Origin of the sequence: Levilactobacillus suantsaii (assembly GCF_014069315.1) — a bacterium.
GTDB lineage: Bacteria > Bacillota > Bacilli > Lactobacillales > Lactobacillaceae > Levilactobacillus > Levilactobacillus suantsaii.
Map to the genome: position 1 here is coordinate 2,259,539 of NZ_CP059603.1, position 18,829 is coordinate 2,278,367.

Below are 18,829 nucleotides of genomic sequence, written 5' to 3' on the forward strand. Positions count from 1 at the left end.
TTAGTAAGGCCTACTTCAAATCAGCCCCCCTAAACTATACATAAATTATCAAATAATATACATTTTAAAAACAGCTATACAGTGCGTTTTTAACCTGCGTATAAGAATAATTTATGTATAAAATGTGTTTTTAGAAACTATGTCTTGTATAAATAAACATTTGTCGCTATAATAAGGGTCAATCATTCAATAAAAGAGGAGCATTAATTCGGTATGAAGAAAAAATTAGCATTTATTTTCGCTCTTGCCTTCGCTCTGTTCATCGGTTGGGGAGCCCTGACCCCCACGACGGCACAAGCTGCCACCGATGACTCATTGAGCCAGGTGCAAAAGAAGGGCAAGCTGGTCATGGGGACGTCCCCCGACTACCCGCCCTATGAATTCCAAGCCACGGTCCACGGCAAAAGCAAAATCGTCGGCATGGACGTCGCGGTCGGCCAAAAAATTGCCAAGGACTTAGGCGTCAAGCTAGTCGTCAAGTCAATGTCGTTCGATTCCTTACTGGTCGCCTTGCAGACTGGTAAGGTCGACATGGTCATCTCCGGGATGAACCCGACCCCCGCGCGGAAGAAGAACGTTGACTTCACCCACCTGTACTACCAAGGTGGTTACAGCATCGTGGTCAACAAGAGCGAAAAGGGCCTGTACAAGGACAAGGATTCCTTCAAGGGGAAGACGATTGGTGCCCAAACGGGGTCGACCATGTTTAACGAAACCAAGAAGCAAACGACCGGCACCAAGGTCAAGGGGATGACCTCCGTGTCCGACCTGATTTTGGCCCTGCAAAGCCATAAAATCGATGGGGTCGCGATGGAAAAGCCATCCGCACAAGCCTACGTAGCGAACAACAAGCAACTGGCCATGATTCCCAGCCACTTTGATCTAAGTTCTTCCGATACTAGTGCGGCCGTGGCCTTTAAGAAGGGCTCGACTTCCTTGGTCAACGCCGCCAACAAGTCTGTCGACCAGATTCGCAAACAAAACTTGGTCAACAAAAAGTACTTACCCGCTGCCGGGAAGCATTTGAAGACCAACACCGTTAACACCAGCATGTGGCACTACTGGAAAGCCTTCTTGACCGGGGTCAAATACACCTTGATCATCACGGTCTGCTCCGTGTTCTTCGGGTTCATCTTAGGGGTTATCTTGTCGCTGGCCCGGATGGCACACGGTGGCGTCCTCAAGACCGGTTTGCGGTGGTTAGCTACAGCCTACGTCGAATTCATTCGGGGGACACCAATGATGGTCCAGGTTATGTTCGTCTACTTCGGATTAGGCCTCATCGTGAACCTCCCCGCTTTGACTTCCGGGATTATCGCCATTTCGTTGAACTCCGGGGCGTACATCGCCGAATACATTCGGGGTGGGATTAACTCCGTAGACGAAGGCCAAACCGAAGCCGCTCGGAGCCTAGGGTTAACCAGCGCCTCAACGTTACGTTACGTGGTGCTCCCTCAAGCGTTAAAGAACATCTGGCCATCACTTGGAAACGAATTTATCACCTTAATCAAGGATAGTTCCATCGTCTCGATCATCGGGGTCTCCGAACTGATTTTCCAAAGCAACATCGTGCGGTCCGATACCTACCGGGGCGTGGCTCCCATTGCGGTCATCATGGTGCTATACTTTATCATGACCTTTACCGCCTCGCGGATTTTGAACTACTTCGAAAGGAGAATGCAACATGACTAAACCGATCATTGAGGTCAAGAACCTCGCCAAGAATTTCGACAAAAACGTGGTGCTTAAAGACATCACTGAACAGGTCGACCCCGGTCAAGTCGTGGTCGTCATCGGCCCTTCCGGGAGTGGGAAGAGTACCTTTCTGCGGTGCTTGAACTTACTCGAGACCCCGACCAGTGGCCAAGTCTCCTTTGATGGCCAAGACCTGACCACGCTAGACACCAAACGGGTCAACGCCTTGCGAGAAGAAATGGGAATGGTATTTCAAAGCTTTAACCTCTTCCCGAACATGTCCGTGCTAGAAAACATCAAGTTGGCCCCAATGAAGGTCAAGGGCATGGGTAACGATGAAGCCACCAAGTTAGCCCACCAGTTACTCCAACAGGTCAACTTGGACGACCACGCCGATGCTTTCCCAACCAGTCTTTCCGGGGGGCAAGCTCAACGGGTCGCTATCGCCCGGGCCCTGGCTATGAACCCCAAGGTCATGCTCTTTGACGAACCCACGTCGGCCCTAGACCCCGAAATGGTCGGTGAAGTCCTCAACGTTATGCAAGACTTAGCCGCTCAGGGAATGACCATGGTCGTCGTGACCCACGAAATGGGCTTTGCGAAGTCCGTGGCCGACCGGGTCTGGTTCATGGACGACGGGTACATCCAAGAAAACAGTACCCCGGCGGATTTCTTCGCCCACCCCAAGACCGACCGGGCCAAGGACTTCCTCTCTAAAATCTTAATGTAACCTCACAAACGACTTAAAAGTGCGTCCCCAAGAGATGATGATTTCTTGGGGACGCACTTTTACTTATCTTACTTATTCATATTAAATTCAATTACTCATCCGTGTGCCGGCGGAACCGTTTCAACCCCAGCGCACCGAGAATCAGCCCTATCGCGGCCCACAACCGACCGTGAAGTGGGTTTTCATTGGTTTGTGGCAAGACCGTTGCTTGAGCCACCTTAATGGTTGACCTTGGCGTCGTTGGGTTGGTTTTGCTTTTGGCAAGTTGCGTCGTTTTACCGTGACTCGTCGCTAGCGATTGAACGCCGTGCCCCCGATACCCATTTGCTTGCCGAGTAGAAGTCGTTGAAGTGCCCGTTGAACCTGGAACCCGCAAACGCGGATTCGTCTTTAACGACCGCACCAGTGCGCTCCCGGTGACCGTCTTAGGGACGGCGGCATCCCCAATCACGCGGTGCGTTTCGCCGTCCGTTGACTTATCCGCCGGCAGATTACTTCCTGGTGTCGTTGGCGTGGGTGCTGGGTCCGGTACGACTGGTGTTGGGTCCGGACTACTTGGCGTGTCAGGGTCGACGCCCTGGTCCGGATCCTCCCCTGGCGTCACCGCCCCATTCCCGCCGCCGGTGTCACCACCCGTGGTCGCGGCCACGACGTGTAACGTCACGGTCTTGGTTTGTCCGTCACTCGTGGTGAGCGTGACCGGATAATCCCCTGCCTGTGTCAATTCGGCTTGACTCAAATCGACCGTCACGAGAATCGCCGCCCCCGTTTTATCCGTGGCACTGGCATTGAAGTCGGCAGCCGTGGGCGTTGGGTCGCCAATCGTCCAGGTGTAATCCGTTCCCAATAAGGTCTGCTGAGAAGCCAACACGGTCAACCGTCCCGGCTGGAGGGTCACCGTATAGTTCGGGTTAGCGCCCAAAATCACCTGGATATCTTGATACCCCGCCGTCGTGGTGGTCACCGGTGCAAAAGTATAGTCAACCGGCACCCCATCAACTGGCTGGCCACTGACGGTCGCAGTCAACGTCGGCGTCTCGCCCACATAGACCACAACGTTATTAGGGGTGATGGTCACCGGTGCGGGTGTAATGGTCGCCGTGGCCCCAGTAGTGTTTGCGACCCAATCGTACATTTGCGAGGCTGGCTGAGCGGCTAGTTTCGCTTGACCCGCTGCTGAGAGCCCCACTGCATAAGTTCCAACCGCGGTGGGGGCGGTCGCAGTTCCCGTGAAATCGAGATCACCCGTGGTCAACTCACAAATGGTCCCATCGGGCAACACAATCCGGTAACCACTGCCGTCTAACGTGGGAGTCTGCCCCGTATAAGTCGTGGTCGAACTTCCGGTCAAGCGGTACGTGGCGGTTCGCTTGAGCACCGTCACGGTAGCGGTCTGCGCCGAAACCACGGCCCCGTTCGCCAGGTACTGGTAAGTCACCTGATAGGTTCCCGCCTGAGTCGTGTCCACGTTACCGACCGTCGTCAATTGGTCCAGTGTCAAATCGTCGCCCTGTGGTGTGACCGCACTGACGAAGTTATCACTCGGCGTCCAAGTGCTTCCCGCGAAAATGGTCGAATCCGTGACTTTGATATCCGGATTGTCCAAGATGACCGTATAAGTTCCAGAGTAAGCGGTCGCCCCCGTCGTCAGCGGCAAGGCCCAGTCGAAGGTGAACCGATCCGTCCCCTGCGGGATTATCAATTGACCATTTACTAATGTGACGCCATTGGTGAGATTACTGAGGGTGAGATCCGCCGTCGTTTGGCCGCCGAGATTCAAATCGAATAAATCGGTCAACGGTAATGTGTCCGGGGCCATCTTAAAGGTGGTCACCAGTTGCTCATCAGCCACGATATCACTGACCGTTGGCCCGTGTAACGTGGTCAAACGGTTATAAGACAGCGCGTCCACTCCTAAGGTGGTCGCATCGCCCACAGTAGCCGCAGTTAATTCGTTACCGTAAAACGCCCGTTCACCCACGCTGGTAACCGTTTCGGGAACCACGAGGCTCCCCGTCAAGTGGTTAAAGCTAAACGCCGCGTCCCCGATAGTCACCAGTTGATCGCCGAAGACCACACTATTCAGTTGGTTGCCTGCTAGCGCCGCCTCACCAATCGTGGTGAGGCTCGCCAACACCGGCAAGTCACCCATGATACTGTCATATTCAAAGGCGCCGGCGCCAATCGTTTGGAGCTGTTGAGCCGGCGCCCAATCGACCGTGGTCAGTGCATTATCGTAGGTGAACGCATTGACCCCAATCGTTTGTAGGCCCGCTCCTAACGTTAACGTTGCTAGTTTGGCATTCGCCAAGAAAGCCTGGTCGCCAATCGTCGTCACAGCATCTGGTAAGACCAGATCAGTCAACTCACAATCATAGATAAACGCATCTTTTTCAATCGTGGTCAATTGGCTAGCCGGCGCAAAGGTCAACGTGGTCAGGTGCACGTTATTGGCAAACGCTGCTTCACCAATCGTTTGGATGTTGGCGGGAATCACTAAAGTCGTCAGCGGGTCGTTTTCAAAGGCGTGCGCGGTAATTGTGGTCAGCCCCGTAGCCGGTGTCAAATCAACACTAGTCAACTGGGCGCAACTCGCAAAGGCCGTGTCGCCCAGTGACGTCAACGCGGCAGGCAGCGTCACCGTGGTCAACGTATTATTATAGGTGAACGCTGCTTCACCAATGCTAGTCACACTAGCAGGTAAGACCAGTTGCGTCAGCCCATCGGCAACGAAGGCTTCCCGCCCAATCGTCTGGAGCGTCTGGTTAGCCGAAAAATCGACCAGCTGGAGATTCGGTAAATACGCAAACGCGGAATCCCCAATCGTGATCAGTCCGTTGGCAAAGACCACGCCGGTCAATCCATCCGTCAACCCGGTTTGCGATGCAAAGGCTGCCGCACCAATTCCCGTGACCGTATAAGTCTGCCCATTGACTGTATAAGTCGGGGGTAAATTCAACGTTCCGGTCACTTGCTGGGTGACTCCCGTAATCGTCGCAGTGCCATCGGCGTTCAATTGCCAATCAAACACGCTACTGTCCGCATAAGCGGGCGTCTTAGCCGCCGTGGCTGCGGCCGTAACGGTTGGTACGACCGGAATTTGTAAACTGGTAGCCGTAGCTTGCTGCGCGGCTTGGGCGACCGTTGCCTTGCCGGCTGAAGCTGTGCCTTGCCCCGTCCCCTGCGCATCATTGGTAATGGTCGCCGCTACTGATGCAGCCACAGAACTAGCCGCCAAATGACCACTCCCTGCTGCCGCACTTGAACTCACAGTCGCTGTTGAATTGGCGGCTAAACTACCTGGTTGTGCCGTGCTCGTCACCGCCCCAGAACTAACTGGCGTTTCAGCGGAACTCAGTGCTTTTGTCACAGCACTACTTGTGGCCGAACTAGCAGTTGCGCTCCGGTTTGGCGTCGCTTCTGAACTCGCCGCCGAGCTTACCGCTGAAGACGAACTTAACGTCGCTTGACTCGTTGTGGTGGTCTGAGCCGCACTCACTGTCGCTTGTGCTGAACTAGCCGCTGCCGAAGTTTCGTCCGCGTGCCCAGGCACAGTGGTGACGCCGATTCCAATCGCCGCTACAGTGGCTGCCGTAATGGCCCAACGCTGTGTCAAAATTTGTTTTGTGGTCCCTTGTTTCACTGGCATGTTGATCCCCCCAAGATTCTGTCGCCCACTCTGATTAAAATGAGGCTCTGCCAAATATATTAAGCGATTATCTATTAATTGCAACTATTAATTATGGGTTGCATTAAGTACCCCGACCAGCTCGTAATCCCATCAGATAGCTGGTTTCAAATCCGTTTACATCATAAAGCGGACGCTTACCCAGTGGTAGTTTTTTACCAGCTTTAGTTAGTCCATTATCCTTTTATAGGTTGAGTGGGTAATTAATTATTCGCACGTTGCCACTTTCCCCACCCATACTTGTTGAAACAACAAAAAAGCCCGGGAGTCTCTCCCGAGCTAATGACACTGTTTTAACATTCAATTAGTTACGCGGACCGAAACGTGCGGTGACCGAGTAAGGCGAGGAGGCCTAAGACAATTTCACCCCCGCCAACAAAGATCAAGACGCCCAGGCCACTATGGCCAATCGAGGTTAATAAGTGGGTCACCGTGGTGGTCGTGTTGGGCAACATAACTGGCAATATGAACCAGCCCACCACGCCGACAATCACAGCTAACAAGCCCCCCAACGTCAAACCAGGTCCCAAACCGGCCCAGAAATGGTGGACGCTTAACGCGTACCCCACTGTCACCGCAGTTAAGAGTAACGCCGCGACCAGCACGTAGAAGTTCAGCTGCCGAGCCCATTGTAACTGACTAGCCGCTGTCTGCATGGCCGTCGTGTTAAAGGTCTTCGTCACAAGCTTCTCTGCTCGTTGGGCAATGCTTTTGGTCAACGAGGTACTAGCGGACACGCCATCTGTCGAGGCCTGTGTCTCAATCGCACTGGTCAATTCGGTTGCATCAACGGAATTAGCCGATTGACCATACAACTGGGCCACCCCCATCGCCAGATAAGGTTGCGCAACGCTCGCAGTCACCGGATTTCCCGTCACGCCTAAATCACTAAGTTTATTATTCAACCGGTTGATGACACGTTCCCCCACCGTCGACCGGGAGACTACACCGGCCGTATACGTCGCGTTAAAAACGGTCAGTTTAAGGCCAACCGTTACCGTTAACAGAAGAACCAAAACGGCCAACCAACGCCCTAACGCGGGGCGCCGCTGATAAGTGGCCTGTGGTTGGGGGTCCGGGGCCTGTTTAGGTTCTGTGGGATGGTAACGGGCCATTCGAGTGTTTTCACTCACACCAGCCACCTCCATGACTAGAAATTTATTGTTACTTATTGTAGCACATCTTAATGGTTAAAAGGTTAAGGGGGGCTTAAGGTGAAAAAGGCCGGAACGCCAAACCGTCCCGGCCCTCACACAAACCAGGTTGAGAGCCGCTTTTCTTGTGGCCCAATCCGGATTGCTTACTTGGTCGAACTCCGCTTCATCAGCCCATAAGGTAAGATGACCGTTTTGTCGTCGACCGTTTCGTTGTTCATTAATTTAGTTAACAACCGCATCGCAACGGCACCAATATCGTACAACGGTTGCGTGATAGAACTCATCTTTGGCCGAACCAATTCCGTTAACTTGGTATCGTTACTGGTGATGACTTCAAAGTCATCTGGGACAGCGACTTGGGCATCGGTCAAACCGTTCATCACCCCAGCTGCCAGTTCGTCGTCGCCAACAAAGGCCGCCGTAGCTCCCGTCGACATCAACGCGGGCTCCAAAGCTTGCCCCGCCTTGTAAGTGTAATCCGTTTCAAAAATCAGCTTGTCATCGTAAGCGATCCCCGCATCTTTCAAGGCTTTCTTGTAGCCTTTCAAGCGGTAATCATGGTTAATGGCCTCATCCATCGACCCGGACACAAAGGCAATCTTGCGGTTCCCGTGATCAATCAAATTCTTAACAGCTTCTGCCACTGCAGCCACGTAGTCAATGTTGACGCTCGGTTGGTTCTGTTCTTCGTCCACTGAACCCGCCAAAACGATTGGCGCCTTTGACCGTTTAAACTCATCGCGGAGTTCGGGGGTTACTTGGTTACCCATGAAAATAATTCCGTCGACCTGTTTAGCCATCAGAGTGTTCAGCACCTGAACCTCTTTGCCCCCATTTTCATCGGAGTTGGTCAAAATGATGTTATACTTGTACATCATCGCAATGTCATCGATTCCTCGTGCTAACGAGGCAAAGTACACGTTGGTGACGTCCGGAATGATAACCCCGACCGTGGTGGTCTTCTTACTAGCTAAGCCACGAGCGACGGCGTTTGGCCGGTAGTCCAGACGATCAATGACCTCCAATACTTTCTTCCGAGTTGCTGGTTTAACGTTCGGATTGCCATTGACCACCCGGGAGACGGTGGCCATGGAAACTGCCGCTTCACGCGCCACATCGTAAATTGTTACTGTCTGCTTTTCCATAATAACGATAGCCCTTTCTTTTCTGTTTTAAGTTGTTTTCATCCGTTTTCATGCGACTTGAACTAGTATACAAAAAGTTAGTTTGGCGTGCAAGAACTGAAAACGCTTTCATCCCAAAGAATACCCTAATTTCACTGAATTTTCAAGCTAAGAGCCTGGCTATGCTATAATGAGGCTAACTTTTGAAAGGGTGATGACATGACAAAACTCGAACAGATCCAGCAATGGACCGCGGAACACCACGCGGATATGACTTACCTCAGCAATCCCAAAACCATCCAATATTTAACTGGTTTTGGCAGTGACCCCATCGAACGGGTCCTCGCTTTAGTCGTCTTTCCCGACCAAGATCCCTTTATCTTCGCTCCCGCGCTAGAAGTGGAAGTTATCAAAGCCACTGGTTGGGCCTTCCCAGTCATCGGTTACCTAGATCACGAAAATCCCTGGGCGTTAATCGCCGACCAAGTCAAGGCACGCCACGTTGCCCCCACGCACATCGCCCTGGAAAAGGGACAACTACAGGTGGCCCGAATGGAAGCCTTAGGCGCTCAGTTGAACCACCCGACCTTCGATATCGATATCACCAGCTTCATCGACCACATGCGCCTGATCAAGTCCGCCGACGAAATCAAGAAGCTGGAAATCGCTGGAAAGTGGGACGATTTCGCCTTTGAACATGGCTTTGCCGCCGTGAAAGCCGGTCGCACGGAACAATCCGCTGTTGCCGAACTGCAGTACGCTTTAATGAAGGAAGGCATCATGGAGATGTCCTTCGGCAGTCTGGTCCAAGCTGGCGCCCACGCCGCGGAACCCCACGGGGCAACCAACGATACCAAATTTGCCACTAACGAATTAGTCTTGTTCGACCTCGGGAACGTCTACCAAGGCTACATTTCGGATGCTTCCCGGACCGTTGCCTTGGGTACGCCAACCGCCAAGCAAAAGGAAATCTATGACGTTTGCTTAGAAGCCCAGTTAACGGCCCAAGCTGCCGTTAAGCCTGGTATCACGGCCGCCCAACTCGACAAGATTGCCCGCGCCATCATCACTAAGGCCGGTTATGGCGAATACTTCATTCATCGGTTAGGCCACGGCATGGGCATGAGCGACCACGAATTTCCGTCCATCATGGCGGGCAACGACCTGGTCTTAGAACCCGGCATGTGCTTCTCCATTGAGCCCGGTATCTACATCCCTGGTGTGGCGGGTGTTCGTATCGAAGACTGCGTCCACGTCACCGCTGACGGCAGTCTCCCCTTCACCCACACGTCAAAGGAACTCACTTACGTCGGTTAAGTTGCACCCAATAGCTTAAAAAATCATCGAAATTAAAAACACCCCCAGGTTGGCCCTTAAAAGCCACCCTAGGGGTTTTATGTTGTGCTGCCTTACGTTGACAGACACCAAATCACTAAAAAGACCCATAGCGGGTTTAATCACCTAACAACCACGAAAAGCAAAGACGTCCCCGCTATGAGCTATCATCATTTTACCAGACTTGGACACCAATGTATCATAAAATTTCTTGCAAAGGGGCATCACTTCCCCCACTCGCGATACTCAAAAAGGGGAAACACAGTGACCCCCCAGGATTGGCTTTAATCTCCAATCTTGGAGGGTCACTTGAACACCGATCTTTACTTTAGGTTATGGCAACCGTTAAGCCGGTGTACCTGGTTGAGTCGTCGCCGACGTGGAGGCTTCACTTGCCGTATCGGTCGCGGCCGTACTTTCAGAAGAGTCGGTCTCTGATTCAGTCGCCGTCTCACTGTCCATACTGGAAACTTGGTCACTACTCAACACGATGTCGTCATCGGTCGCTTCAGCGCTTTCATCACTCGCCGTCCGCCAATCTTCTGGCTCGTCATCGTCTTCATCAGTGTCCAAGTGATCGTGAAGGTTTTCCTTAAAGTCGTCTAAGGCATCAGCCGCGTAAAAGGCATAGTCCACGGCGCGATCCTTCAAGGCATCCCCTTGTTTACGCACCATATCTTTCAAGGCCTCACGTTTTTCCAAATCCAAAGCTTGGTAGGCCGCGTAGGCTGCACCGCCTAAAATTAATCCTGCTAATAACTTGTGCTTTGCCATTCTGATGACTTCCCTTCCGTATTAGTCGACTGTCGTCTGCTTGTGCTTATGGCGCCGATTCCGGTACAGATCAAATGCCGTCTTACTCATGCGCGCCGCCACTGACGACTTACGGGTCGCCGTGACGCCGACCCGGTCGGTCAATTTACGCGTCGCCGTGTTCAAATCGGAGACGCTTTCACCCAAGTCCGCCGCAGCTTGGAAAACCGGGTCGATCGTAGCGACCTTCTGGTTCACGTCCTTCAATAATTCGTTAGCGTTAGCCATGATGTTTTCCGTTTGCTTGCTCAACGTATCGACATCATCGGTCACGGTTTTCATCGAACGATTAACCTCGGTTAACGTTTTGTTTAATTTGACTAAGAACATCCCAATGAAGAGCACCAAGATCAACAACGCAATTGCTGCAATCAAGCCTGCTATCTGTCCCCCGGTCATGACAACCCCTCCTTATGCATACTTAATGACTTACCCATAGAATAGCATTGTCACGCCGGGGGTGCAATTAAAACCCCACCCCAATTTCGCAATTTCCGGTCTAATCATAGGCGTCAGCCCGGAAATCTGCTAAACTAGAGCTTGGCAGATTGACCACTTGGCTCGCCGTCAACCATGACTTTCAGTTGACCGGGCCCCATTCTTTATAAAGGAGGTTCGTCGCTTGACGATCCAAACAGCCGTCACCACTTCTCTCAAATCGAGTTCGTGGTTCAAAAATTACCTTAAATCATTTGACTGGGAGTCCTTTCTCCACCTGGTCACCAGCCGCTTCTTCGCCTTACTGGCACTGACCGTGCTCTTCTTTTTGATTAACCTCATTGGTAAGGCCATCTTGAACCACAGCTTCAAGCGTTACTTACAGGGTAAATCTAAGACCCAGCAGTCGACCAATCGCCTGCAGACCATCAGCATGCTGACCATGAACCTGTTCCATTACACCATTCTATTCTTTTGGCTTTACGCCATTCTATCCACATTAGGCGTTCCGGTGGGCACTTTGGTCGCTGGGGCCGGAATCTTCAGTCTGGCTTTAGGGCTGGGTGCTCAAGGTTTCGTCAGTGACTTGGTTACCGGGATTTCCATCCTCCTGGAACAACAGCTCGATGTGGGTGACGCGGTCAAGATTGGGACCATCGAAGGTATCGTCACTGCCATTGGGTTACGTACCACCCAGGTCACCGGTGTCGACGGGACGGTCAACTTCATTCCCAACCGCAACATCACCATCGTCTCCAACCGGTCGCGCAATAACATGCGGGCTTTGGTCAACATCCCCATTGCGACGACGACGCCGATCGAGGAATTGCGGCCCATCATCGACACGGTCAACGACCAGTTGGTCCCGCAGCACCCGAGCATCATCGAGGACCCCGTCATCATGGGCGTCGTGACTTTGCCGACCGGTGAATTGGTCTACCAAGTCATTCTCATGACTAAAAACGGGAGTCAGTTCAACCTACAGGCCATCTTTCTCACGGCCTACTTGAAGGCTATTCGGCAAGCGGGCATTCACCTGCCGACCCATACCTCCACATCCCATCAAGCTTAATCGTCAAATAACCAAACGCGCATCGCATAACCAGCTTCTCCGGTTATGTAATGCGCGTTTTTTAGTAACGTGTTTATGATTTAGGCCAAGAATCTTGACTCAGTGTCTGCTCAGTCTGTTTGGGGATGACCTGATACTGGTTGTCCAAGTTATGGGCTAAGTAGTTAACGCGTTTTAGAATCTCCCGACGGGTAATGATGCCCCGAAAAATCATTTGTTCTCCCACCAAAGGGACGAACGGTTCATCCACCAACAGGTTCAAAATCAGTTCTAATTTAGCAGGATCATCGACCCAGTGGGTCACCGGCAACATCACGTCGGCGACTTGAACCGTCCGCAGTTGTTCCACGGCCGCCCCCTTAACTCGTAACAAACGGTCCGTGACCGAAGATAGCGTCAATAATCCTTGAAGCTGGTCGTTGGGCGCCAAAACGGGGATTCGCGTGTAGCCGACTTTCGACAGCACCATCAAAGCGTGCTCCAAATTATTGGTGGCTGTCACGTTGGCGACCCGGTCAGCCGGAATCACATAGCTCTTGGGCGTCTGCCGCAATAGGTCGGCAACTGCAGGGTCTAACATACCGTCATCCTTTCTGCGTGGCACGGGGAAACGTAAAGTTCAACTTGCGCACGGGTTGCCCGTCGCGCGTGTAGTACTGGACCTGCCAGTTTTTAGCAGTAACCGTGACTAACGCACAGGTGCCCCCTAAGGTGCGAAACTCCCCGCGGGGTTGACTGATACTACCCGGGTTCAAGAACAAGCAGCCGTGGACCAATTCCACGGCTAACTCGTGGGTGTGGCCAAAGAAAACCGCCTGGGCTTGTTCGGCTTGGGCGTGTAAAGCTAATTGCGTGAGGTCCCAGTTGACCGCATCGTGATGTCCGTGAACTAGTAGAACCTGACTGCCATCAACTTTGGGAGTCGCCGTCAACGGGAACCGTTGGTCACGATCCATGTTGCCCCGGACCACCCAGGTATTCTGAAACCAGGGATCATCGACCGTCATTTCAGAATCGCCACAGTGAAAGACGCGGTCGGGGGCTAACTGATGCCGCAATTGTTCGAGAATCGTCCGGTCGCCGTGATTATCACTAATGACTAACCATCGTGCCATCGCTAGGCCCCCCACCATTCGTCAAATTTTGCCAGCATCGCCGCCGTGGCTTTAGCCCGGTGACTGAGCCGGTTCTTCTTGGCCAGCGGCATCTCCGCGAAAGTCTGGTGTTCTTCCGGGACATAAAACAACGGGTCGTACCCGAAGCCATCCGTTCCCCGTGGAGCCGTTAAGATGGTTCCGGCCACCTCACCCACGGTCACCAATTGTTGACCGTTAGGCTTTACCAGCACCAACGAGGTATGAAAGGTCGCCGTCCGTTGAGCCGGCGCCGTCCCCCGCAGTTGTGCCAAGAGTTTGGACTTGTTCTTTGCGTCATCGTGGTCCCCGGCATACCGGGCGGAGTAGATGCCGGGCGCTCCGTCTAGGGCGTCGACCATCAACCCCGAATCGTCGGCTAACACCGGCAACTGGGTTGCGTGATCCACGGTGGTCGCCTTCAATACCGCGTTTTCGGTGAACGTATGCCCCGTTTCGTTGATCGGGGGTAAAGCTGGAAAATCTGCCAGGGTCTTGACCGTGATGCCCTTCGGTTCAAAAATCGTCCGAAATTCACGGGCCTTCCCGGCATTGGTCGTTGCAACGACTAGTGTTTCTGTCATAGTTTATTTAGCCTCCAATGTGTCTAATTGCGTTAAATCGGTCAGTGGAACGGTCTGCACGTGGACAGCTGTCGATAACCATTGCTGCGCCACCCGTTCGAAACTCGCCCCATCCCCGGTCGTGTAATATCTCGCGGTGGGTGGCGTTGTTTTTAACCGTGTTAGCTGGTGCTCCGTCAACACGGTGGCCACCCGTTGGGCCGTCGCGACGCCGGGGTCCACCAAGTGAACGGTCGGCCCCATCGCGCGGTGAATCACCGGTTGTAAAAGGGGAAAGTGGGTACACCCCAAAATCAACGTGTCCAAATGTGCCGCGCGTAACGGCTGAAGCTTGGCGGTCACGACTTGTTGGGCGTGAGGCGAGGTCAGGTCGTTAGCTTCCGCCAAGGTCACGAACTCCGGACAAGCCAGACTGGTGACCTGATTTTGCAGGTCCTGTTTACGGACCAACCGGTCGTAACTGCGGCTGTTGACCGTTCCGGCCGTGGCGATGACTCCAATGCGATGCGTCTGCGTCACCTTAGCCGCGGCTTTTGCGCCCGGGGCAATCACGCCGACGACCGGAATGGGGAGTTCTTGGTGTAAGGCTGGCAAGGCCGCCGCAGTCGCCGTGTTACAGGCAATCACCAGTAGTTTAATTCGATCGGTCCGCCGCAAAAACGTCGCAATTTGCCGGACAAACGTGCGGACCTCCTGTTTGGTGCGGGGGCCATATGGTAACCGTTGCTGGTCCCCAAAATACACCGTGGCTTCCGCCGGCAATCGCCGGTGAATCGCCTTCAATACTGTCAATCCGCCCACTCCCGAATCCATCAATCCAATCGGATCATTGCGCATCACTCAACGCCTCCTCACAGCTTATTAGTTGAACTTATATTATCATCCTTTATTGAACCGGTTTCAAGTCAGATGCCATGACCCCCGGTCCTAAAAAAAGTCTAAAGTTATCGTAAAATCCAGTTCCCCTCTTATTTTACGGTATAATAACAATATGGTAACAAAACAGACCACTAATCGGACGAAGGAGTCAATAATTTTGAAGAATTTATACCAAACCGTCATGCACGACGCTGCCGGCGCACCTTATTTGCCCCAGTTGATTTTGCGTGACGCGCTCATACCAGAACTGTTAGGGGATGACCGGGGGGCCATCGGCTACTGGGCAGGTAAATCCCTCGCCCGTAAGTTCCCCCTAGGCAACCCAACGGACGCGGCCACCTTCTTCCAACAAGTTGGGTTTGGCGACCTAACATTGCTCAACCAAACGGCCGAGATGACCAGTTGGCAACTAAGCGGGGAACCCGTTAAGCTACGCAAGCAAGTCAAAGCCGACAACGATTTTACTTTAGAAGCCGGCTTCTTAGCCGAAATGATGGCCCAACAACTCGGAGTTAATGCCGAGGCCGAAATGACCGAGACGACGCGCAAATTACGCGACCACGTAGTCACCTTCAACGTTTATACGGACCCCAACGACGTCATTCCCGATTATGACGCTCCCCAGCCGCTTAAGTTAATCACACCAACGACTGACGCCGACCAGGACCAATAATTTAATTTTTCGAAACGTGTCCCATAACGGCGCGCTAGCTCTAGCTAACGTGACCCTTGTGAGGCACGTTTTTTATGATCAATCAAAAAAGGAGTCAGAATCTCTTCTGGCCCCTCAAATGCGACGAATAAGCGCCGCTTCATTCTAGATAACGTGGAGCGTACTTAAGCTTCAACGTATTGGTCTAAAATCTTCTTTAATTGTTCCTTGGAGTGGTAACCCACGATGGAGTCGACCGCTTCGCCGTCCTTTTTTACTAACAGCGTTGGAATACTCATGATGCCGAAGTTTTGGGGCGTATTTGGGTTAGCGTCTACGTCCATCTTAGTGAACGTGACTTGATCACCCATTTCTTCAGACAACTGTTCCACCACTGGTGATTGCATCCGGCACGGGCCGCACCACGTTGCCCAAAAATCGGTCAGCGTGACGCCCTTAGCTGTGTCTTCTTCGAAGGTTTTATCCGTTGTTTCTGTAACCATCTTATTGCCTCCCTAATTCGTTATGAACTACCAGTAGCTGTTAATCATCTACATTGATTAGTCTAACAGATTGACGCGAAATGACAACTAAATTGCTTACAACTTAATTTTGTTAGAAGCGAACGACGGTCGACCCGTCGCCACCAGCATTAGCGGGCGAGAAACCGAAACTCTTGACGCGCTTATTACGTTTCAAGTAGTCGGTCACCCCCTTACGCAATGCCCCGGTCCCCTTGCCGTGAATAATCGTCACGGTCGGGTAACCCGCGAGTAACGCGGCATCGATGTAGCGGTCGACTTCGGCCATCGCCTCGTCGTAGCGGTGCCCCCGCAGATCCAAAGTTGGTGACATCCCGCTCGACCCAGTCCGGCGTACCGATGCTCGGGGTTGCTTCTTTGATTTAGCGGGATCGGCACCCTTTTCAAGGTCCGACGTGGCAATCTTCATCTTCAAGATGCCCAATTGAACTTCCCAGTGGTCGTCGTCGAGTTGTTGCATCAAGACGCCTTGTTGGCCGTACGACTTGACCAGCACGTTATCACCCTTCTTGAAGGTATGCTTCGCCTTTTCCCGGCGGAGAACCTTGTTTTTCTTCAGGCCCGTATCTTGTTGGATGGCGTTCAACGCGCCTTGCGCGGCAATCAACTCATCTTCTTTGACCACACTGCGCCCCGCATCGAGTTGTTTCTTTCGCAGGTCAGAAATGATCTTGTTGGCCCGCTTACGTGATTCGTCCACTAATCGGTTGGCCTCCTGTTTGGCCGTCGTCATCAGGTGGTCTTTTTGCTGCTGATACTGGTCAAATTGGTGTTGCAACTCGTGGTGCAGTTCCGTGGCTTCCTTCAGTTGCGTGGCCAATTCGGCCGCATGGCTATCAGCCACGCGTTTTTGCTCGGTCAAGTCACTGATCATGGCGTTCAAGTCTTGGCTATCCTGGTCGGTCAAGCCCCGCGCCGCCGCCACGACTTGGCTAGGCATTCCTAAACGGGCCGCGATATCTAACGCGTTACTGCGCCCCGGAATCCCAATCAACAACCGATAAGTCGGTTGCAAACTTTCGGCGTCGAACTCCATGCTGGCGTTGATGGTCTCCGGCCGGTTATACCCGTAAGCCTTGAGTTCCGGGTAGTGGGTCGACACCATCACGTAACTGCCCAAAGTCCCAATCTGGTCCAAAATGGCAATCGCCAGTGCGGCCCCTTCTTGAGGGTCGGTCCCAGCACCCAGTTCGTCGATAACAATCAGGCTATTTTCATCGGCCTGTTTCAAGATGCCGACGATGTTTTCCATGTGCCCCGAGAAGGTACTTAGGCTTTGTTCGATGGATTGTTCGTCTCCAATATCGGCAAAAATATCGTCGAAGACGCCAATCACACTGTTCTCGTTGGCTGGAATAAAAAGACCGGACTGACCCATCAACTGGACCAACGCCAGGGTTTTCAAGGTGATGGTCTTCCCACCAGTGTTGGGCCCAGTGACGATGATGGTCTTGTAATCCTGACCGATTGCGATGTCGTTAGCCACAACCTTTTTTTGGTCGATCAACGGGTGCCGCGCTTGGCGCAGGTTCACCTGATTAGTCGTCGACAATTTGGGTTCTGTGGCGTGCAAGTGATGCGCGTACTGGGCCTTGGCGTTGATAAAGTCAAAGTGCCCTAAAATTTCAGCGTTACGTAAGATTTCTTGTTGGTACGGCGTCAGTAAGGCGGTCAATTCCGCTAACAGACGCTGCTCTTCGTGCCGTTCGTCCATCTGGTTTTGCCGCAAACGGTTATTCAAACTAACCACCGCTTGCGGTTCAATAAACAGGGTCTGCCCACTGGCACTTTGGTCGTGGACGATGCCCCCGAAGTGTTGCTTATATTCCGAACGGACCGGCAACACGTAGCGGTCGTCGCGAATCGTTACGATGGTCTCGCTTAAATACTTGGCGTCCTTGCCCCGGGTGTACTGATCCATACTTTGACGAATGGCCGCCGCCGTTTGGGTGATGTGTTGGCGAATCTGGCGTAACTCCGGTGACGCGTCGTCAGTTAGATGACCGTCTCCTTCTAACGACGTGCGTAACCGCCGCGTCACGTCTGGTAAAGTCACTAATTCGTGGACTTCTTGGTCTAGTACGCGTAGGTCAACTTCTTTATCCGCCAACTGTTCAAAGAACCGGACCACGGAACTGGTCGTCCACAGGATTCGACTAATTTGCGCTAATTCCAGACCGTTTAAAACGGCTTCTAAGGCCAACCGTTTCAAATGCGGGCGAATGTCATCTAGTTTCGGCAACGGAATCCCACTTTCTAAGCGGTAAATATCCGCGCCGTCACGAGATTCATCTAACCAACGCTGTAACTGCTCACTATCGGCCGTGGGCTGTAAGTGATCGAGTTCTCGGCGACCAGCCGCCGAGACCAAGTAGTGCTGGATAGCTTGCTTGATGCGCCCATACTCCATGATGCTGAGTGTTTTTTGGTTCATGTGTAACTCCTCTCACAAAGGGCTCCCTAGGACTTGGTCAACCACCAGTCATAAATCTGATAAGACAAGCCAGGGGTCTGTTTCACGATCCACTGCGCCACAGGAGACGCCTGGTAGGTCGTTTGAAACCCGGTAATGGGTAATAAAATCAATAAATTCAAAATTAAAAAGATAACCACATAACGAATCACTAAGTTGATCAAACCGCCAGCTAAGGCGTTCACTTGGTGGACGACCGGTAGCTTAGTCGCCCGGTTCAACCCAAACGACGGCGCACGATAAAGTAGCCCACGGTCAGGATGGCGGAAAAAGCCAACCCATTCAAGAAAAAGTGGCTACTTTGGCCAGCCGTTACCGCACTGACCGAACTATTCAGATTCAAGTTGCCCACGAATTGACTGAGGCCCGTTGCCACCGGCTGGGCGCCAAATCGAGCTGCCACCCAGACCACGAGGTACCCCACGGTCAATAAAATTTGGATCACGAACCCGCGCCGATAACCACGGTGAAAGCCCCAAGCTAAAATCACTAAAATTCCGAGACTGAGTAACAC

18 protein-coding genes are annotated in these 18,829 nt (G+C 52.6%); 5 read left to right on the forward strand and 13 right to left on the reverse strand.

Annotated elements, in window-relative coordinates; all coding sequences use genetic code 11:
• Nucleotides 1–213 precede the first annotated feature (213 nt).
• Both H3M12_RS10615 and H3M12_RS10620 read left to right on the forward strand, forming a co-directional pair.
• Entirely contained in the window at nt 214–1,692 is a 1,479-nt protein-coding gene (locus tag H3M12_RS10615) for an ABC transporter substrate-binding protein/permease (RefSeq protein ID WP_129031247.1), read from the forward strand.
• Entirely contained in the window at nt 1,685–2,425 is a 741-nt protein-coding gene (locus H3M12_RS10620; RefSeq protein WP_129031248.1) for an amino acid ABC transporter ATP-binding protein, read from the forward strand. Before H3M12_RS10615 ends, H3M12_RS10620 begins: the two co-directional genes overlap by 8 nt.
• 91 nt (nt 2,426–2,516) lie before the next feature.
• Here H3M12_RS10620 and H3M12_RS10625 read toward each other — a convergent pair whose 3' ends face one another.
• The 3 genes from H3M12_RS10625 to ccpA form a co-directional block, all read right to left on the reverse strand.
• Nucleotides 2,517–6,074, reverse strand: a complete 3,558-nt coding sequence (locus tag H3M12_RS10625) for a leucine-rich repeat protein (RefSeq protein ID WP_182150710.1) — start codon at nt 6,072–6,074, stop codon at nt 2,517–2,519.
• Between the two features lie 347 nt (nt 6,075–6,421).
• On the reverse strand, nt 6,422–7,246 hold the full coding sequence (locus H3M12_RS10630) for a hypothetical protein (protein WP_225423469.1): 825 nt from the start codon (nt 7,244–7,246) through the stop codon (nt 6,422–6,424).
• A 167-nt stretch (nt 7,247–7,413) separates the two neighbouring features.
• A complete protein-coding gene (gene ccpA, locus H3M12_RS10635) occupies nt 7,414–8,415 on the reverse strand; it encodes a catabolite control protein A (protein WP_129031251.1) in 1,002 nt (333 codons plus the stop codon).
• 198 nt (nt 8,416–8,613) lie between these two features.
• Here ccpA and H3M12_RS10640 point away from each other — a divergent pair, with 198 nt between their 5' ends.
• Nucleotides 8,614–9,711: a M24 family metallopeptidase gene (locus tag H3M12_RS10640; protein ID WP_182150711.1), complete on the forward strand. Its 1,098-nt coding sequence runs from the start codon at nt 8,614–8,616 to the stop codon at nt 9,709–9,711.
• A 363-nt stretch (nt 9,712–10,074) separates the two neighbouring features.
• Here the strand turns inward: H3M12_RS10640 and H3M12_RS10645 are convergent, their stop codons facing one another.
• Together H3M12_RS10645 and H3M12_RS10650 are read right to left on the reverse strand one after the other, a co-directional pair.
• The gene (locus tag H3M12_RS10645; RefSeq protein ID WP_182150712.1) at nt 10,075–10,503 is read right to left on the reverse strand and encodes a hypothetical protein; all 429 of its coding nucleotides are present in this window, start codon (nt 10,501–10,503) and stop codon (nt 10,075–10,077) included.
• Between the two features lie 21 nt (nt 10,504–10,524).
• Nucleotides 10,525–10,941 (reverse strand): DUF948 domain-containing protein, encoded by a 417-nt coding sequence (locus H3M12_RS10650; protein WP_129031253.1) that lies wholly within the window; start codon nt 10,939–10,941, stop codon nt 10,525–10,527.
• 229 nt (nt 10,942–11,170) lie between these two features.
• Between H3M12_RS10650 and H3M12_RS10655 the strand changes: the two genes are divergently transcribed.
• Nucleotides 11,171–12,052, forward strand: a complete 882-nt coding sequence (locus H3M12_RS10655; RefSeq protein WP_129031412.1) for a mechanosensitive ion channel family protein — start codon at nt 11,171–11,173, stop codon at nt 12,050–12,052.
• Between the two features lie 73 nt (nt 12,053–12,125).
• On the opposite strand, the gene cbpB is transcribed toward H3M12_RS10655, so the two are convergent.
• From cbpB to murI, 4 genes are read right to left on the reverse strand one after another with little or no spacing between them, the layout of a single operon-like run.
• A complete protein-coding gene (cbpB, locus tag H3M12_RS10660; RefSeq protein WP_233449175.1) occupies nt 12,126–12,656 on the reverse strand; it encodes a cyclic-di-AMP-binding protein CbpB in 531 nt (176 codons plus the stop codon).
• Complete coding sequence (locus H3M12_RS10665; RefSeq protein WP_129031255.1) at nt 12,637–13,167, reverse strand: YfcE family phosphodiesterase; 531 nt, start codon at nt 13,165–13,167, stop codon at nt 12,637–12,639. The genes cbpB and H3M12_RS10665 overlap by 20 nt, the downstream gene beginning before the upstream one ends.
• A 2-nt stretch (nt 13,168–13,169) precedes the next feature.
• Nucleotides 13,170–13,769: an XTP/dITP diphosphatase gene (locus H3M12_RS12930; RefSeq protein WP_225423470.1), complete on the reverse strand. Its 600-nt coding sequence runs from the start codon at nt 13,767–13,769 to the stop codon at nt 13,170–13,172.
• A 3-nt stretch (nt 13,770–13,772) separates the two neighbouring features.
• Nucleotides 13,773–14,606, reverse strand: coding sequence for a glutamate racemase (murI, locus tag H3M12_RS12935; protein WP_233449176.1), 834 nt, complete (start codon nt 14,604–14,606; stop codon nt 13,773–13,775).
• 199 nt (nt 14,607–14,805) lie between these two features.
• Between murI and H3M12_RS10675 the strand changes: the two genes are divergently transcribed.
• Nucleotides 14,806–15,321, forward strand: a complete 516-nt coding sequence (locus tag H3M12_RS10675; RefSeq protein ID WP_129031256.1) for a YslB family protein — start codon at nt 14,806–14,808, stop codon at nt 15,319–15,321.
• A 164-nt stretch (nt 15,322–15,485) separates the two neighbouring features.
• On the opposite strand, the gene trxA is transcribed toward H3M12_RS10675, so the two are convergent.
• The 4 genes from trxA to H3M12_RS13005 form a co-directional block, all read right to left on the reverse strand.
• Complete coding sequence (gene trxA, locus H3M12_RS10680; RefSeq protein ID WP_129031257.1) at nt 15,486–15,803, reverse strand: thioredoxin; 318 nt, start codon at nt 15,801–15,803, stop codon at nt 15,486–15,488.
• Between the two features lie 112 nt (nt 15,804–15,915).
• The gene (locus H3M12_RS10685) at nt 15,916–18,276 is read right to left on the reverse strand and encodes an endonuclease MutS2 (RefSeq protein ID WP_129031258.1); all 2,361 of its coding nucleotides are present in this window, start codon (nt 18,274–18,276) and stop codon (nt 15,916–15,918) included.
• Nucleotides 18,277–18,302: 26 nt separating this feature from the next.
• Nucleotides 18,303–18,536, reverse strand: coding sequence for a CvpA family protein (locus tag H3M12_RS13000; RefSeq protein ID WP_267905790.1), 234 nt, complete (start codon nt 18,534–18,536; stop codon nt 18,303–18,305).
• Nucleotides 18,533–18,829, reverse strand: a complete 297-nt coding sequence (locus H3M12_RS13005; protein WP_263853887.1) for a CvpA family protein — start codon at nt 18,827–18,829, stop codon at nt 18,533–18,535. The genes H3M12_RS13000 and H3M12_RS13005 overlap by 4 nt, the downstream gene beginning before the upstream one ends.

Bases quoted from the DNA above. Each gene is read 5' to 3' on its own strand.
- H3M12_RS10615 (WP_129031247.1), top strand. From the start codon at position 214: ATGAAGAAAAAATTAGCATTTATTTTCGCTCTTGCCTTCGCTCTGTTC.
- H3M12_RS10620 (WP_129031248.1), top strand. From the start codon at position 1,685: ATGACTAAACCGATCATTGAGGTCAAGAACCTCGCCAAGAATTTCGAC.
- H3M12_RS10625 (WP_182150710.1), bottom strand. From the start codon at position 6,074: ATGCCAGTGAAACAAGGGACCACAAAACAAATTTTGACACAGCGTTGG.
- ccpA (WP_129031251.1), bottom strand. From the start codon at position 8,415: ATGGAAAAGCAGACAGTAACAATTTACGATGTGGCGCGTGAAGCGGCA.
- H3M12_RS10640 (WP_182150711.1), top strand. From the start codon at position 8,614: ATGACAAAACTCGAACAGATCCAGCAATGGACCGCGGAACACCACGCG.
- H3M12_RS10645 (WP_182150712.1), bottom strand. From the start codon at position 10,503: ATGGCAAAGCACAAGTTATTAGCAGGATTAATTTTAGGCGGTGCAGCC.
- H3M12_RS10650 (WP_129031253.1), bottom strand. From the start codon at position 10,941: ATGACCGGGGGACAGATAGCAGGCTTGATTGCAGCAATTGCGTTGTTG.
- H3M12_RS10665 (WP_129031255.1), bottom strand. From the start codon at position 13,167: ATGGCACGATGGTTAGTCATTAGTGATAATCACGGCGACCGGACGATT.
- H3M12_RS12930 (WP_225423470.1), bottom strand. From the start codon at position 13,769: ATGACAGAAACACTAGTCGTTGCAACGACCAATGCCGGGAAGGCCCGT.
- murI (WP_233449176.1), bottom strand. From the start codon at position 14,606: ATGCGCAATGATCCGATTGGATTGATGGATTCGGGAGTGGGCGGATTG.
- trxA (WP_129031257.1), bottom strand. From the start codon at position 15,803: ATGGTTACAGAAACAACGGATAAAACCTTCGAAGAAGACACAGCTAAG.
- H3M12_RS10685 (WP_129031258.1), bottom strand. From the start codon at position 18,276: ATGAACCAAAAAACACTCAGCATCATGGAGTATGGGCGCATCAAGCAA.